Below are 17,224 nucleotides of genomic sequence, written 5' to 3' on the forward strand. Positions count from 1 at the left end.
TTCAGATAAAGACCAACGCATCTATTGCTCTAATTTTACAAATAGAAAGCAAGATGTTATACGGCAAGCATCAATTTTTACAAAGTTGCCGTTCATTAAAATTTAAATTAAGATGAGCACATATAGCGAAGAAGTACAAACTAAATTGAACAATATATTAGAAAAAACGTACGATGCAGAGAAGGGCTTTAAAAAAGCTGCCGAGCATGCCAAAAGCACAGATTTGAAAACATTTTTTAAACGTAAGGCCGATGAGCGCTACACTTTTGGACATGACTTAAAGTCGGAAATTGTACGCTACGGACAGGATTTTGAAAAAGGCGGAAGCGCCACAGGAGCAATGCACCGTGGTTGGATGGACGTTAAAGCGTGGTTTAGCGCAGATAATGACGAGTCTATGTTAGAGGAAGCCATTACTGGAGAAAAAGCAGCGGTGGAAGAGTACAAAGCAGTATTGAACGAGGTTACATTACCTACCACAACAACGACACTGCTTACTCAGCAAATGAATAAAATCAGTACCGATCTCAATAGCATCAAAAGATTGGAAGACGTACTATAAGGATAGTAAAGACCAAAAATAAAAGGGATGCATTTGTATCCCTTTTTTACATTTTACTAACTATTTATACCATTAATTATGTTTAACAAATTATCTATTCGGGCAGCAAGAGAGCAGATTGAAGACAGATATGACGCCATCTTTGAATTTCCCGATATATACAGACCTAGAGAAATTATAAACGGACTAGAAGAAAGTACCGTTCCTATCATAACCTCAAAACAGCAAAGAACTATCACTACATCTATTTGGGGTATTCTTCCCAAAAAATTTGAAGGAGATTGGGGCACGTTTCAAAAACACGTAAATACCTTAACCGTACCTATACAATCCTTAAAAGAACGGCCTTGGTTTATTCAATCTGAAGAAACGGAAAGATGCTTGGTTATTGTAACCGGTTTTTACACCACATTTATTGCGGACGGAGAGTTACTCTTCTTTCATATGACCCAAGAATCCGGTGAACCGTTTGCCCTAGCAGCTATTTGCAATGAGCTAGAAGATGGTTTTATGACCTGCGCATTAGTTACGCAACAGGCCAATAAAACTTTTGCCGAAGTTCATAATGCCGGTAACCAGATGCCGCTTATATTACCTGAACATCAACAACAAGATTGGCTAGATTACAAAATTCCCGTTACCGGAATACATACAGAAGAAACATCACGCTCCCTGACTGCAGAGGCCATTTCAGAAGATTTTTTTGAAAATAATATGTCGGATGCCTTTAACGAATTATCCGTTTTGGGCGAGTCTGATTTTCTCCCTACTCCCCTACACGACCTACTGTTCCACAATAGTATAGACTTAAGTAATTCCTAACCTCAACCGAGGTCTCCTTTTAAGCAATCTCATTGAAATTCAAATTGTTTAAAGGCAAAATCAAAATTTTTAGTGTCAATGGAAACGGCACACAAGCTTCATCTTTGTAGTATAGAAGTCGGATAAGTACGACACTAAAAATTTACTAATCTAAAACCATATATTATGTTACGCTGGACAGTCACTTTTGTAATACTGGCAATTATTGCCGCAATATTTGGATTTGGTGGAATAGCAGCCGGCGCTGCAAGTATAGCCAAAGTCCTATTTTTCATATTCCTAATTCTTTTCGTGATTTCATTATTCACCGGAAAGAAAGCGGTCTAACACATTATTAATCTATAAAACCTAAATACTATGAAACGCACACTATATGTAATGTTATTTGTCTTAATGACCGCATCCTTTACTACACTTACGAGTTGTAGGGAACAAAATAAAGATACGGGAGACAAGATAGAAGACGCAATTGACGATACAGGCGATGCCATTGAAGAAGGCGCCGAAGATGTTGAAGACGGAATTGAAGATGCTGTAGACGACAATTAAGAGAATAGTTTGGTTGGTTGTTAAAGCGGGAGTTTCCATTAGGAAGCTTCCGCTTTTTTGCTACCTATGGTTTTAAATACATAGCACGCATTCATATCTGCTAAATGACAAATATTTTACACCTAACTTTAATCTAGTTTAACTTTTCTATCGTATCTATTCACAATGCTTTATTTTAAAAATAAAACGCATATCTTTCATCTTAGGAAAATACAGCTCTATATAGCATATGGTACTCTTTGTAAAATACGATTTTAATAAGGCATGTGAGACGCTTTTAAAAGAACATCTAGATGCTTATGACATTTCGTATACACTGGGCAGTCTGGGCGAAGTACGCATAAAAGGCAACCTACCCGAAGACCAAAAACAATCTCTTACCAATTCCTTAAGAAGGTATGGAATTGAAATTTTGGATGACCAAAAAATAACCCTTGTTGAGCGCATAAAAAATGCAATAGACGATTTTTTAAAGAACAAAGAATTGAGTTCCTTAAAATTTTCCACCTACTTGTCCGACAGTCTCCACTATTCGTATGCACATTTGTCATCTGTATTTTCGGAGAGCACCTATACATCTATTGAAAACTATATTATTTTACGTAAAGTAGATTTGGCAAAGGAACTCATTTGTAATACGGATATGACACTTACGGAAATTGCTTTTCAGCTAAATTATAGTAGTGTAGCACATTTGTCCGGACAATTTAAAAAGACAACCGGACTTACCCCGAGTACTTTCCAGAGAATTATGAAGAAGAAAATCAATCATACCGCTAACCCCAACTAATACTTACCTATGAACACTAAATTGCTGAACATTGCACTTGCAGATGATGATGATGATGACAGAATGCTCTTCAGTGAAGCTATAGAAGAAATCAGCATTAAGACCAAATTGTCTCTTTTTAATCATGGCCAAGAACTTATGGACTACCTCTCCGCTCCGGGTGTTGTCTTACCGGACCTTATTTTTCTGGATTTGAACATGCCCATAAAAAATGGCATGGAGTGCTTAAAAGAAATACGACAAAATTCAAATTTAAAGGACCTTTGCATTGCCATTTATTCTACCTCCTCCTCAGAGAAGGATATAGAAGAAACATTTTTAAATGGAGCAAATATTTATCTTAATAAGCCCAATAACTTTGTTAAATTGCAAAGTTCCGTAGAGCGGATTTTACAATTAAATTGGCAGTATCACACGTCTAACCTTAACAAAGACACCTTTCTATTTCGCATATAGACCTTATGGATTTTAAACGAATATATACCTCTTCCAAGACCTACATAGTTTTATTGTTCGTTGCTTTTGTAATTATCCTATTCACGGCAAGCATGGCGTATTACCAGATTATGCGCATGCAAGATTTAGCCGAGAAAGTAGCCCATACGCTGCAAGTAAACAATGCTATTAGCGAACTATCCGCGCACTCTACACAAGCAGAATCGGAAGAATTCAGGAACCAACTCCAAAGGTCAGAAGGAAATAACACCATTTTTGACGATTATGTAAAAGAGGGAGAAACCATATTAAAGACGCTTAAGGACCTTACGCGTGATAATACCTCACAGCAAATTCGTTTGGCGCCAATGCAAGCATTATTGGATTCTTTACACGAAGAACTCAAAATTCTTGGAGACCACCCAGCTCAGGACTCAATCGTTCTTAATGAATCCGAAAACGAAAAGAAAAGCGATATTAATTTTACGCTCTACCGTATTAGGAATATCAGAAACCAGATGCTGGCGGAAGAGCGCCTATCTATCAAAAAGACCAGGGAAGAATACGAATCCAATAAATACCTTGCCCCCCTTACATCTCTACTACTTGCTTTTTTTGCCCTTCTTGTCTTTGTACTTGCCTTTTTAAAGATATACAGGAACAAATTAAGAATTCGTAGTTCAGAAAATTTTCTCAGAAGTGTGCTCGCCACTACGGATAACATTGTAAACTATTACGAACCTATTTACGATAGGAATAAGGAGAAAATTATAGACTTTAAGATTGTATTTGCCAATGAATGTAACCGTGATTATCTAGGGCTAGACCCCGATGAAATAACCGGGCAACCTATATCCAATGTATTTCCATTTTTAATGCTGAACGGAGAATTTGAACAATTGGTGAACTGTTTTGAGCAAAAGGAAAAAATAAGTTTTGACCGACAAATTTCCGTAGAAGGCGAAAAATTATGGTTCAAATCACTCGTAACGCCTTTAGCAGAAGGAATTATGGTAACCGCACGAAATTCTACGGCAGAAGAAAAAGCCAAAGAAGAACAACTATTCCTTAACCAGCGGCTAGAGGACCAAAATCTTAAATTACTGGACAACCGTGCTTTTTTGAACAACATCTTTAAAAGCATTCCGCATACCATTATGAATTTTGAAGCTATTAGGGATAAAAAAGGTAATATCTCAGACTTTAAAATTTTATTCATTAACGATAAGATTACACCCATTACGGGAGACCTTCCAGAGGAAATAATCAACAAAAACGTATCCGAAGTTTTTCCTGTAATTTTTGAAACCGAAATTTTCGGTTATTTAAAAGATGTGGTTCAAACAGGCAAACCCAAATCTTACGAAGTTCCTTATGAAGTAGATGGCATGCCCAAATGGTTCAGTGCCCGAGCCGTAAAATTAGGAGACGGTGTTACACTCACTTCTAGGGAAATAACGGAAGAAAAAGAAAGGACCGAACAACTTGTACAGCTCAATACGCAATTAGAGACTCAGAACTCCATTTTTATTGATGCGGAAAACGTAGCTAACATAGGCAGCTATATTTGGTACTTGGATAATGGCGAAGCTACAATTTCCGATAATTTTTATAGGATTTTGGGGTACGAGCCCAATGCGATTAAAATAACTTTTGAAAGCTACCGCAAATTTGTTCATCCAGAAGATCTAGAAGCTTATGACCTCTTAGGTGCCGAAACAGTTGAATTTGGTAAATCAAAAGTGAACGGATACCGCATTATAACCAAACAAGGAGATGTAAAATATATAGAACTTAATGGGCGCGCGCTTATTCGTAATGGCAGAAGGGCCTCTGTGGGCGTAGTAGTAGACGTTACCGAAGAAAAGCAGAATTCCGATCGTGTTATAGAACTCAATCAAGAACTCTCCATACAAAACTCTATTCTTACAGATGCGGAACGATTGGCGAAAATTGGAAGTTTCATCTGGTACGTGGGTACGGATATGATTGAACTTTCAGATAATTTTTATCGCATGTTAGGCTTTGAACCCAAAGGATTTGAATCCTCTTTGAAGAAATTTGGTGAATTTGTTCACCCGGAAGATTTAAAGACCTACCAGCAAAGCATTGAAAAATCTACCCATGAGCTGAGCGTTAATGAACACCGCTACCGTATCATTACCAAAACAGGAGAAGTTAAGCACCTCAAAGTAAATGGTCAGTTTATTCAGAAAGACAATAAACAAATCATGTCCGGGGTGGCACAGGATATCTCATTGAGTATTGCGGCGGAGGAAAAATTACGGGCCAGTAATTTGGAACTACAACAAAGTAACGCAGAACTGGAATCTTTTAACCGGGTGGCCAGTCATGATTTACAGGAACCGCTTAGAAAGACCCAAATGTTCATCTCCCGATTGGAGAGTACGGAGACCGAAAACCTATCGGATAAAGGCCGGGTCTATTTTCAAAAGGTTGTTAATGCCGCCTCCCGTATGCAGGCATTGGTATTGAACCTGCTCACTTATTCTAGAATCGATTCCAAACATGAAGATTTTGAGCTCATAGATTTGAATCAGGTACTATTAAAGGTTAAAGAGGACCTTTCTTCAAGCATTGAGAACACGGGTGCTATTATAAAGAGTGAAGACCTCCCTACACTCCGCGGGGTATCTTACCAGCTAGAGCAACTGTTCAACAACTTAATTGGAAACGCATTAAAGTATAAAGTAGCGGATGCAACACCTTCCGTTACCATTCAAGCAGAAAAGGTACATGGCAAGCAAATTCCCGAAGACTTCTTCAAGACGGCCAATACCTATTATAAGATTACTATTATAGATAATGGCATTGGTTTTTCAACGGAGTACTCCGATAAAATATTTGAAGTATTTCAACGCTTACACCAAAAATCCGAATATTCAGGTACAGGTATAGGTTTAGCTATCTGTAAAAAGATTGTAGAAAACCATCACGGTTTCATTTATGCCACTAGTGAACTTGGCAAAGGTTCTGCCTTCATCTTCTATTTACCAGCTTAATTCAACTTTTGGAAAGACCTTCTTAGAGTTATACAATTTTAGCATACAAAGCTAGAACAAACTTTGTTTTGCTTTATTTCACCCCATTTTAAGGACTTTTTAACCGCTTTTTAGCTCAAAACCCACAATTCTATAACACAAAGCGAAAATTGTGTAAGAGAAAATGAGGCCTTCTCCATGATCTTTGTACCAGAACAAATAATTAATCTGGTATCTATGAAAAATCTAATAGAAAAAGTATCTGAGCAGCTGGCAAGAGTCGGTCGTGTTAGACCTATTAATGAGAGTCCTTCTCATAGTATGAATCCAGAAAGCTTTACAGTAGGAATGGCCCAAAGCGGTCAACAACAGAGAAAAGGATAACCACTTGGTTACATCCTTAGCGTAAAGAAATTAACAACCTTAAAAAGAACACTATGACAACTATTAACTTATCATCTGCAGCAATTAAGAATATGTTTCAACAACTACACCAAAATTTTGGTGGGTCATTGGACGTGAATGTTAAAGAACACATTTTAACTTTGGACAACGAATTAGGTAGGGGACATATTAGAGGTATTACGTTTAAAGGTGGAATTTCTTATTTGGAATTTGATATGGAATTCGCCAATGACTTTACCATAAGAACAGGTTGTGAAGAAAATGCACCTATTTGTTTCGCTTATTGCTCCGGAGGTAGAATTGCGCACAGCTTTAATGACGAAACCAAAAAGAACGTTTTAGAGAACTTTCAGACAGGTATCTTAACCAATGAGAGCAATGCAAGCAACGTTCTATATTTTCAAAAAGATGTACGGGTAAAAACATCTCTTATAGTAGTAAGAACGGTAGCAAGTAACGAGACCGCTAAAAAGAACGGTTTAAACTATAGACTACAGGAGCTTATATTGAAAGGTAAGCCTGCTCAAAATACCATCTACATAGGTTCTTATAACTTAAAAATCGCTGATCAGATTGCTCAGTTAAAAGCTATCAAGCAAGAAGGTATCGTAAGAAGCCTTTTGATAGAAGGATTGGTACATATGATTTTGGCCTTAGAGGTTCAACAACATACAGACGACCTTAAGAACAGAGAAAATCAGACTGGAAGCCTTAACACAAGAGAAATGGAGGCTGTAAAGGATATTTCGGACTTTGTACACAACTATCCTGAAAGACAATTATCCATCTCTGAACTTTGTCGTAAATCAGGTCTTTCTCCTTGTAAATTACAAGAAGGCTTTAAGTTGATGCATGGTACAACGGTTACGGATTACATCCGTGAGGTACGTATTGCAAAAGCCGAAGAACTTATTAAAAACACAGATTTAAATATATCCGAAGTAGTATATAGCATTGGATTTACAAGCCGTAGCTACTTCTCCAAAATATTCAGAAACAAATACAACTGTAGCCCAAAGCAGTATAAAGATAAGCAGAACGTAATGGCAGCTTCTGCATAAAAAACTTACAGGAATAGTTTGGTTGTTGATAAGAAACCGGTATAGTTTATACCGGTTTTTTTATACCCCTAAATGAACTTGGAACATGACGGGTTATATATTTACGATTAAAACGTACGATTTAATCCTTTCACTTTCTTGCAATTATTACAGCACATTAAAAAGCCCAAGCAAGTGTTTAAACACTTGCTTGGGCTTTAATTCTTAAACCAACACAGTAACTAAGCGTTATCTCCTATGGCCTTTTTGTTCAAACGGGTTTCTGCCAGTTTCTCCAAAGTATTGTCCGCGTCATACTCTTCATTAAGCGTCTCCTGTAAGGTTTTGGCAATATCCCTATATCCAAGTTCTTTGGCAAATCTAACCGCCGTTCCATAGCCGGAAATTTCATAATGCTGTACGCGCTGTATTTCCGCAATAAGACCTACATCCATTAACTCATCACCCTGCGCCTTGTCTATAAAATTCTTGGCTTCGTTAATGAGCCCTTTCATTGCTTGGCAGGTTTCACCGCTAGGTGTAATATTCAATTCGCGACAGATATTTTCAATTCTACTCTTTTGCTCTTTTGTTTCCTCCAAATGATTCTCAAAAGCCTGTTTTAAACGCTTGTCGTTTGCATGTTCCACAATATTGGGCAAAGCTGCCAATAACTGGGTTTCCGCACTGTAAAGGTCCCTCAATTGATGTTCGAATAAATCGTTCAACGTCTTCATATTCCTTCTCTTTACAAAGTTTAGTACTCCTTATTTTCTTTTTCCTCACTAAAGTAGTCTTCATTGGTGCAGAATGTTGACCCAATACAAAAAAAGAATGTTGTAATTCATAAAATGAACTACCCCATTTTAGTCTTTACCTTTTGGAGCAATTAATAAACTTTTCCGGTCAACCTACGCAGCCCTTCTGGTGTAAATTGTATGTGTAATCAAAAAAGAAAAAATTATGGAAGTTCAAGAAGCACAAAAAACCGAGATAGGTATAAAAAAATCAAACCGTGAAGCTGTAGTAAAAATGCTTCGCCAATTATTGGCCGATGAGTTTTTACTTTATACAAAAACGCGTAATGCACACTGGAATGTAGAGGGAATTGATTTTCACACTAAGCACGTATTTTTTGAGGAGGAATATGGCAAATTGGAAAAATTTATTGATGAAGTAGCAGAACGTATCCGTATGCTCGGGTTCTATTCCCCGGGTACTCTAAAAGAGTTTTTAGAGCTGTCTCATTTGGAGGAAAACAACCCAGACCAAACCGATAGCGCAAGCTTTATGACGGTCTTGCTAAAAGACCATGACAAAGTCATCAAATTTATAAGAGAAAGTATTGGCGAAAATGCCGAAGCTCATAATGATGAAGGTACTGCAGATTTTATTACCGGTATCTTACAGGCACACGAACAAATGGCTTGGATGTTAAGAGCATCTCTTAAGCAATTTGATTAATAGTAAGTTTAAAGACAAAAAAAACGGCGATATCATTTATCGCCGTTTTTTTTGTCTTTAATTTAATACCCCCTAGATTTCATCCGGGGGTGCAGTAATGAGCAATTTCATACGCTTCCAGAAAAGAATGGCAGTTTTGTTGGAATGCACCGTTAAATCGGCCAGTAAAAACAAGTTTCTTTTAAACTGTTCGTATTCATTTTTGTTCAGGTCATTCTCATCTATGGGATAGTAGACCATGCCCCAATTGGGAAAATTACGTTCCGACACTTCATTTTCCGATAACTGATATACATTGGTATGCCTAGAATCGTTCTTAATATTCTCAAAAAGTGATTGTACCTTTTCCTTCTCACCTTCTAAAATTTGAATAAATCTTCTTTTATAGAATATAAGGCATCCGGTAAGATTGTTCGCACCGTTAAAATTACGGGCCGTCTCCAAAATGGTCTCGATATCTGCGTTCGTAAGTTCTTTTACCGCTTTTGATTCGTAAGTAAGTGTATACATCAATAGAATGGGGATGATTAGCCTGCCCGTGAGTCCCTCACAACACAATATAAATTCTAAATAATTTTATTCTCAAGCTTACCGTTAAGAATACAGCCTTTTTCAGCTTATGTTAAGATAGCAAAAGTAATTAGAATTTACCACTAATCGCTGATAAAACCCCCAAAACGCAGTCGTAACATAAATCCATTCCTCAGAAAAATGCTTAAAAAGGGTAACCAATAGCAAAATTAAAAATAACATTTCCGCTTCCTCCATCTATGAACGGAGTCCGTATGCGCTCGCCTTCCGGTAAGTACGGCACTTGTAAAGGGGAAGCAAAATCAAACCTTATGACAAAACTTTGAATATCTACGCGAAGTCCAAAACCTACCCCAATACCCAATTCTCTTATCCAATCCGAACCAAACTTGCCTTCTGTAGTTAATTGCCGATTAAAAGCTATACTTTCTTCCGATTCTCCTTCGCCGGCTTCGGCCTCATTCGTCAACCATACATTACCCGCATCTACAAAAAGTGCTCCTTTAAGATAGGACCATATAGGAAACCTATATTCTAGGTTTGCTTCCAACTTAAGATTTCCGGACTGATCAAAGAAGGAGCTGGTACTATCCTCGTCACTACGGAACGTACCGGGCCCTAAAGATCGTATCTGAAATGCCCTAACACTGTACGGACCTCCCGAATAGAATTGTTTTACAAAAGGTAAGGTAGATGAATTACCATACGGAATTCCCCAACCGGCATACAATCTGCTGACCACCGCGTTTTCCTTTCCCCACTTTAAATAATACCTAAAATCTATATCCGCTTTGGCGTACTGTGCATATTCCAAACCAAATGCCGTGCTCTTTCCTCCGTTCAACAAACTCAAGGTGTTCCCCGCTACATCCAGCGTTGTGGATGCATAAATGGGGCGGTCCTTATTTTCATCTACCAACTCGTTATAAGTAAATGTATAATTTAGGCCCGCTATAAATTGCTGTTCAAAACTGCTGCTCAAATACGAATTGTTGGCTAGGATTTCCTCGAATTCCTCTGTGGTATCGGTAAGGTTTACGTAGGTTATACTTATAGGGTTTAGCTCATGATACACAAACTTATTTGCATTCCAAGTATACCCAAAAGAGCCGTTAAAAGAGGTTAGCGTATAAAGTTTGCTCCGTTTAAGAATATCACCACCCAAACTTATTTTGGTCTTGGGAACGGCATAGTTAAATCTGCTGGGCGAGAAAGGCACCAATCTTGGCAAGAGCAAATTAGCCTTTAATCCTCCGGCAATACTTGTTAAGCCTGCATTATCTCCTCCGGACAGTTGTGTCTCATAAGCAAAATTACCCGTTAAACTAAAGGTTTCTCCCCCATTAAAGACATTCCGGTTGTTATAGGTTACCGCTATTCCCGGACCGGCAAAACCATTGGATTTTGTCACTGCCTGAAGTTCCGTTCTAAGGGACCTTTTAGTTAAAGGCGATAAAAAGATATCCGCATTAAGCAGTCCTTTGTTATCTACCGATGACGTATCCATTTCGTTAAATCTAATATTCACGAATTTATAACTGCCCAAAGCCGCTAGCCGGTTACTAGTAAGGCGCGCCGTTTCGGAATTGTATTTCTGTCCTTTTTCAAAAAGGATATAAGGCTCCAAACGTTTGGGTTTAAAGAACTCTTCGTCCTGTATAAATTGAATACCGTTTTCCTCCGTTATTTCCGAAACTTGTGGTAGACTGTCATTTTCAATGGAATAATTGGGGTATACTGCAATGGAATCGATGGTATACGGAATAATAGACTTCTCCGGTGTACCCTTTTTCAATCGTAGAAATAAATCGAACTTTCTATTCTCATAGCGATTGGTATCGGCCTCAAAAATGAGAAAATCGGGATTAAAGTTATAATACCCTCTGTTCTTTAGATGTCCATCAATCCGTTCTCGTTCATATTTTAAAAGTTCCAAATCAAAACGTTCACCTGCCTTTAGTTGGGTGTTGGCCATGGCATGTTCTATCTCCTCATAAATAGGCAGACTGTCCTTATCTATTTTCCACTGCTCTAGGGTATAGGGTTTAGGTAGTTGTGCCGTATAATTCACCGAAGCGTATTTTTTGGTACTGTCTATTTCCGTGGAAACCTTACTGTAGAAAAAGCCACGGTTATCCAATCTGTTGAGCATAAGCTCTTCAATACGCTGCGTATTTACATCACTGAGGTATACCGGCTCTTCCCCAAATTTTTTATTCAACCATTTATTTAAAAAACCGGGCTTTTCCCGTTGCGCTTTGTAATGATAATAGAGCCCTAGGCGCATTCCCAAAACCGAAGAATTGGCCGCTGGCCTAATCAAGGTATTCAACTCTTGCTCAACGGGTTTTAACGCGCGCTTTTCCTCTTCTGAATCCACCGTAATTTCCGCCCCTGTGAACAAGGTTTCGTCTTCGGGTATATACTTACCCACGCTACATCCGTACGGGATTGCCAAGCAAAACAGTATACAAATGCGTAAAAAAGGTGTGGTGCTCAATCTCATATTATTGTTCCCCTTTTTGTTCTTCTTTATCGGATTTGGCTTTCTTTTCCTTCTCTTCAACGTTATCTTTTAAGGGATTGAACAGCTGACTGAACTTATTAAACTCCCTATTAAAAATAACGGCCATACCGGTTACGATCAACTGACCGTCAATAATATTCTCATACTCACTTTTTCGAAAACCGCGCAAACGGTACCTTCCGTCTTTGGTGAGCAAATATTCCAAACTCACATTACCAATTATGGGCGTCTGTTCCTGTCCGGACTGCGCACTCCCCTCCACATCTACCGCGCTACCAGCAGTTACGACCAAGCGGTCATCAAACAATTTTTTCTTGGCGTTTATATTGAGTTGCGTCCGGTCTTGCGGACTGTCCCCTTGATAATCAGTAAAGCTATCCAGGTCAAAATCTACCTCAACCCCTGTATTACCGAACACCTTATCCGAAAACGCATTAAGCTCACCCGACAATACCTTATTAACATTATCCCTAGCAATGGCGGCCGTTCCCCCAGAACTTCCATCGCTACCCGAATCAGGATAAAACCTATTGAGCGCCAGTAATGAAAACACTTGTTTGTTCAGTTCCGCCTCTTGACCGTTCAGTTGTTGTACACGCCCATATACGGCACCGCTCAAAGCACCTTGCTCATCTTCGGGCATATCCAGGCCAAAGGATAGATCGGGTTGTAGCAGTTCTCCGTCTACATTCAGATAGACCAGAAAAGGCAATACCTCTTGATATTTTGAACTCACACTAACGTCTTCACTAGAAACTACAGAGGACATTAAAGGCTCCGCAGAGGTTTCTACGCTGTACACCGCAGTAACATCAAGTTTTGCATCGGTAGGATCTCCTTGCCAGGTAATGGTACTCCCCGGATTTATTTCAAACCTTCGCTTTACCAAATTATAAAGATTGGTCTCATAATGTCCGGATTTCAGCTCGTACCTACCCGAAAGATTGATTCTCCCGTTAGGTTCAATATTCAAGTTAAGCGCCGCATCTCCAGAGACTTCAAGATTATCTCCCGTACGTTCGTCTATAATCACATGAAAATCGGCATCCTCTGCAATTTCCAAAACCGTTCGGACATCCATTCCCTGAAAAAAGGACGGGGTTTCTTCCTGATCGTTACGAGTTAAGATAGCATCCGGATTTTCACGGTTTACAAAGAGTACCACCCCATCCCGTTCCTCAACATCCAATTGCGATTCGGGTACCACATAGGTGATATCTGTAATTTTTCGAATACGTAGTTTACCACTTACTTTGGGCAACTCCAAATCGCCCTCCACCTTTATATCGGCATCCAAACTAGCTACTCCGTAATACAGTTCATTATCCTCTTTTGTGGAGTTCAGTACTCTAAAATTCTCTGCATCCAGCTGTAAATCAAAAGAAGGGTTCAAAAGTTCTTCGGTAAGCACGGCACCTTGTATCGTAAAATCGCTGCCATCTGCATCCGCTATCTGAAATGCATCAAAATAAATGCCCTCCGTATCCAATTTCAACTGTTCATCGGCAATCTTAAAAACGGAATTTAATGCGGCCACATTAAAATCAACTTTCGTAAAATCTAGGGTTCCGTCGTATTCCGGAGCGGCAGTGGTTCCCGAGACATTTATTTTTCCTGACAAGGCCCCATGCGAATCTTTAATGGCTCCCTGCGTAAACGCTTCCAAGGTTTGTAACTCTACTCGGTTTAAATCCAAATCCAGGTTCAGTTGCGCCCCATTCTCCGAAGCCGCGTAGTCTCCAATTAAATCAAGGTCTGCACCACCATCTTTTAAGGCAAGGTTAAAATCGTAAGCGGCATTTCCCGAGGAATTTGCCTTTAAGCTTAAATTGCCCAAAGGATTCTCAAGAGCCTCCAAAGCATTGATCTTAAAATCGGCCACAAGCCCCGTTGCGCCAAAAGGGTTCTCAATGATCAAATCTCCTTTTACTAGACCGGAGGCCAAAGTTTCATCCGGATTTAAAAGACTAAGAAAAGTCTGTAACCTAAAATTATCGAACACAATACCTATATGCTCCTTATCTTGACCGGGCAACTGATCACTAAGCGTTAGAGATTGGTCGTTCCGGGTAAATTTCATGTTATTGAACTGTAATACATCTGGTCCAACACGAATCTGATTGTCCGCTGGAACTGACCATTTTTTCTTGTTCAGAACCAAATTGGACGGATCTATATGAATGCGAGTGGTATCTTTTGAAAGGGTGAGTTGCGAAGAAATATGTGCGACAGCCTCACTATCATCCATGGCAATAAAATCCATGAACAGTTTTTTGTTTTTCAGATTACCTTCAATAAAGGTTCGTTTTATAAGAACCGGTTCCGATACGAGACCGGCAAAACCGGCCGTAAAATCCAAATTGGTCGCATTCCCCGTTACTCTAGCGTTTAAACTATCTACGGAACTTCCTTGATAGGCCACGGAAGGCACATGTACGTTTGCGTTTAATTTTCGTGTAGCGGCGTCAAAATCGGCATCTATCAAAACCGAATCCAAACGGTCCACATCCCGTAAAAACACTTCGGTCAGGAATGGCGTTGGAGACAGCTTTAAATTCATTTTCAATCGCACGGAATCCCTTACGGCCACACTGTCCTGTTCGTCTTTAAAATAGTTTTCAAATTGCCGTGTTAGCGCATTGTTCAAGCCTTGTGGACTAGCGTTGGATTTTAGACTGGCCACCAAAAAATCACTAGTTACCGAGACGTTGGTGTTGGTATTATCTATATACGATTTTAGGTTAACAGGCCCCATTTGATACTGCTCATTGTCATAGACCGCCACGCCGTTTTCTATTTGGGCATCTATGTTGTAAGCTTCGGCATTACCCGAGAATTTTCCGTTAAGTTGAAGCCCCGCTTTTATGTTCTCTTTGGTTACCCCTAGTGCATACAAATCGGCCCCAATGACATTAAGGTCTAAATCTAACTGTGAGTTTACCGAGTCCAGAACCACTTGGGTCTTTGCCAAAAGATTCAGGTTTTTGTCTTTAAAAGCAAGGTCTACCGCTCCTTTCCCGTTTTTCATCTCACCTTCCAACTTCAATGCCGAAAAATCGTAATTACTGAATGTCAATTGAGTGAAATCCGTTTTAAGTTTTGCATCCAAATTATTCATCGTTCCCCCACCGGAAACATCCATGGTAAATGAAACGGCACCCAGTTGTGGGTTGTTCAACAACGTATTCAGTTGCAGGCTATCTACTTTTAAATTCCCGTTAAACTCCATCTCTTGCCCATCTTGGTAAGCGCCTTTGGCGGCAATAGTACCTTCTGGAATTTTTAATTGTGCTTGTGCGGTAAGGTCGTTCACTTTTCCACTAGCTTGGGCATCTATAGCAATGGTTTTAGGCAGTGAAATTCCCAATTCTTTTTCCGAAACAAATTTTGCCACATCCTCTTTTACGGTATTGATTGAAATAGTTCTGAAATCAAAATAAAGCGAATCCGGTTGGGTGACGTTTTGCAAGCTTCCTTGTGCAGCAAATTGGGTGGTTTGCCCCCAGTGGAGCTGCATATTTTTTATATCGATTTTTTGTAACGTACCTTCTGCCGAAATTCCACCTTGCAGGGGATGTTCCGCAGCAGTGACCATATAGGCATTATCCGCCAATTCTGGTTGTAGGGTGAATGCATCCTGTACATTTACATATATATCTTGAAGATTTAAATCTACCCGCGTACCTTCCGGGGCATCCAACACGGTTTCTATAGACGGGTATTTTAAACTCATTTGCCCTGCCAAAGAACTGTTGTTAACCGCAAATTGCAGGTCCTCCAAAGCAGCACTGCTATCATCAATCCGAGCATTAAAGTTCAGTTTTTGCAATGTAATACCGCTCTGTTCGGCAAAAGAAAGTACGTTTAATTGCATAGCCACTTCTTGCGGACGGTATTTTACCTCTTCCGCTTGAAGTTTAAAATTAGAAAGTGAAATGGCATTAGGGTTGAATTTGCCTTTTTCCGGCTGGGCCGTACCCATGGTGTAGGCCATGGAATTTTCCTGAAAATCAATTTCATCTACCTGCACTAAAAATTTAGGCCATTCAAAACCTGTAGCACTATTGGTCGTAACGGTAGAATCTGTAGTTTTTGAAGCCGCCGGAAGCTGGAGCGAAATGGCCGAACGCTGCAGCGAAATCCTATCTACTTCTATTTCGTTGGATGCCAGGTTGGCTTTGGGCAGTTCTAGCTTAAAATCCCGAACATCTAGTTTTGCGCTAATGGAATCCGGAACGGAGCTATAGTTGGCTTTTACGTTTTGTAGTTGCAGCAGGTCTACAGCAAAGTACGGCAAAGTGGTTTCCGTAGTATCTTCGGAAACAAAGGGTTTGGTCTGTTTGTAGAAAATATCCGTGTTGGATAATTTCAGTTCATCCAATTCAAATCGCAACTGTTCTAAATCCGTCTCATCTGCGTCTAGCACCAATCCACCTAATTTAATGCGACTGTCTATTCCCAAAAATTGGTCATTATAGACCAACTTAAAATCTTTAAAATCAAGTTCCCCAACGGTTATTTGCATGGGTTCACTTTCCGTGGTAACGGTAGTGGTATCTTCCGCGGCAAAAGCATCTATTAAAAAATTGAAATTGAAGTCCTCGGAATCCGGCTCTCTTGTGATGTTGGCGTTCAAACCTTCCCAAGTGGCCGACTTTAAATTAAGTTCGTTATTGAAAATTAAAGGTGAGAGGGGCAAATTCAATTCCAGATTTTTAGAATAGACCAAGGTATCCCCTTTGGTATCTTCCAAATACAATCCTTCTAAAAAAATATTTCCTGAAAAGGTTAAGTATAACCGATCTATCTCAACTTTTGTATTCGTCTGTTGAGACACGTAGTTGGTAAGCTTACCCACTATAATATCCTGCCCCCACTGACTTCGGATAAACAGTACCAAACCAAAAAACAATAGCGCCAGCACTAAGAACACCCGTCCTAAGCGCCGCAGCCACCTATTTTTTCTTTTCTCCTTTTGCATTAGGAGCAAAGATCAGTAATAAGCACATGACTTGTACGCTTTTAACAATCATAAATTAACTTATTTGCTTTAAATACGAACGATATCTAATACCATCACCTGCAAACGCGAATTTC

General features: G+C 39.4%; 14 protein-coding genes. 10 read left to right on the plus strand and 4 right to left on the minus strand.

The features are described 5' to 3' along the window. The first annotated feature begins 112 nt into the window (after positions 1–112). The 9 genes from Q4597_RS00190 to Q4597_RS00230 all read left to right on the plus strand — a co-directional run bounded on the left by Q4597_RS00190 (position 113) and on the right by Q4597_RS00230 (position 7,626). The gene (locus tag Q4597_RS00190; protein WP_303404312.1) at positions 113–562 is read left to right on the plus strand and encodes a PA2169 family four-helix-bundle protein; all 450 of its coding nucleotides are present in this window, start codon (positions 113–115) and stop codon (positions 560–562) included. Positions 563–640: 78 nt separating this feature from the next. Beyond that, positions 641–1,384, plus strand: coding sequence for an SOS response-associated peptidase family protein (locus tag Q4597_RS00195; protein WP_303404313.1), 744 nt, complete (start codon positions 641–643; stop codon positions 1,382–1,384). Between the two features lie 165 nt (positions 1,385–1,549). Then, the gene (locus Q4597_RS00200) at positions 1,550–1,711 is read left to right on the plus strand and encodes a DUF1328 family protein (protein WP_215438016.1); all 162 of its coding nucleotides are present in this window, start codon (positions 1,550–1,552) and stop codon (positions 1,709–1,711) included. Between the two features lie 30 nt (positions 1,712–1,741). Beyond that, complete coding sequence (locus Q4597_RS00205) at positions 1,742–1,933, plus strand: hypothetical protein (RefSeq protein WP_215438015.1); 192 nt, start codon at positions 1,742–1,744, stop codon at positions 1,931–1,933. Positions 1,934–2,162: 229 nt separating this feature from the next. Further along, positions 2,163–2,723: an AraC family transcriptional regulator gene (locus Q4597_RS00210; RefSeq protein ID WP_215913894.1), complete on the plus strand. Its 561-nt coding sequence runs from the start codon at positions 2,163–2,165 to the stop codon at positions 2,721–2,723. Between the two features lie 9 nt (positions 2,724–2,732). Then, positions 2,733–3,179 (plus strand): response regulator, encoded by a 447-nt coding sequence (locus tag Q4597_RS00215; protein WP_215438013.1) that lies wholly within the window; start codon positions 2,733–2,735, stop codon positions 3,177–3,179. A 5-nt stretch (positions 3,180–3,184) separates the two neighbouring features. Continuing rightward, positions 3,185–6,181, plus strand: coding sequence for a PAS domain-containing protein (locus Q4597_RS00220; RefSeq protein ID WP_303404314.1), 2,997 nt, complete (start codon positions 3,185–3,187; stop codon positions 6,179–6,181). A 216-nt stretch (positions 6,182–6,397) separates the two neighbouring features. Beyond that, positions 6,398–6,544 (plus strand): hypothetical protein, encoded by a 147-nt coding sequence (locus Q4597_RS00225; protein WP_215438012.1) that lies wholly within the window; start codon positions 6,398–6,400, stop codon positions 6,542–6,544. Positions 6,545–6,597: 53 nt separating this feature from the next. Continuing rightward, positions 6,598–7,626 (plus strand): AraC family transcriptional regulator, encoded by a 1,029-nt coding sequence (locus Q4597_RS00230; RefSeq protein WP_303404315.1) that lies wholly within the window; start codon positions 6,598–6,600, stop codon positions 7,624–7,626. 221 nt (positions 7,627–7,847) lie between these two features. On the opposite strand, the gene Q4597_RS00235 is transcribed toward Q4597_RS00230, so the two are convergent. Next, on the minus strand, positions 7,848–8,342 hold the full coding sequence (locus Q4597_RS00235; protein WP_215438010.1) for a ferritin-like domain-containing protein: 495 nt from the start codon (positions 8,340–8,342) through the stop codon (positions 7,848–7,850). 226 nt (positions 8,343–8,568) lie between these two features. On the opposite strand from Q4597_RS00235, the gene Q4597_RS00240 reads away from it, so the two are divergent. Continuing rightward, on the plus strand, positions 8,569–9,069 hold the full coding sequence (locus Q4597_RS00240; RefSeq protein WP_215438009.1) for a Dps family protein: 501 nt from the start codon (positions 8,569–8,571) through the stop codon (positions 9,067–9,069). Between the two features lie 72 nt (positions 9,070–9,141). On the opposite strand, the gene Q4597_RS00245 is transcribed toward Q4597_RS00240, so the two are convergent. The 3 genes from Q4597_RS00245 to Q4597_RS00255 form a co-directional block, all read right to left on the minus strand. Then, complete coding sequence (locus Q4597_RS00245) at positions 9,142–9,579, minus strand: BLUF domain-containing protein (protein WP_303404316.1); 438 nt, start codon at positions 9,577–9,579, stop codon at positions 9,142–9,144. Between the two features lie 205 nt (positions 9,580–9,784). Beyond that, a complete protein-coding gene (locus tag Q4597_RS00250; protein ID WP_303404317.1) occupies positions 9,785–12,106 on the minus strand; it encodes a BamA/TamA family outer membrane protein in 2,322 nt (773 codons plus the stop codon). 1 nt (position 12,107) lies between these two features. Further along, the gene (locus Q4597_RS00255; RefSeq protein ID WP_303404318.1) at positions 12,108–17,108 is read right to left on the minus strand and encodes a translocation/assembly module TamB domain-containing protein; all 5,001 of its coding nucleotides are present in this window, start codon (positions 17,106–17,108) and stop codon (positions 12,108–12,110) included. Positions 17,109–17,224: the final 116 nt, after the last annotated feature.

The sequence above is a fragment of the Zobellia sp. 1_MG-2023 genome (assembly GCF_030549125.1).
Classification (GTDB): domain Bacteria; phylum Bacteroidota; class Bacteroidia; order Flavobacteriales; family Flavobacteriaceae; genus Zobellia; species Zobellia russellii.